This window comes from Ramlibacter sp. bp-362 (assembly GCF_054956735.1).
The window spans coordinates 1-235 of the sequence record NZ_JBUDXE010000085.1 but is presented as its reverse complement, the minus strand read 5'-3'; the positions used below and the strand labels follow the sequence as shown (position 1 = coordinate 235).

Here is a 235-nt window from a genome sequence, read left to right as displayed (position 1 = left end):
GGAAGGGATTGCCCTTTTCGATGAGGTAGCGCAGGGTGATGTAAGCGCCGAAACTCGTCGAATAGTTGTAGATGTGTTTGGCCTGGAGCTCGGTCTTGGCGTAGTCGACGACCCAGGTCAGATAGTTCATGCATTCCGGGAGGGATAACTTCTTGCGGGCGTCGGCGCCGTGGCAGGGCCAGTCGAAGGCGATGACGGCGTAGTTCTTGTATTTGCTCGTCAAGTGTTCGGCGAA

At 56.2% G+C, this 235-nt stretch carries 1 protein-coding gene; it reads right to left on the bottom strand.

Annotation, left to right across the window (positions count from 1 at the left end):
* Positions 1 to 235: hypothetical protein (locus tag ACY0MJ_RS22510; protein ID WP_462640788.1), on the bottom strand; the 235-nt coding region annotated here is incomplete at both ends.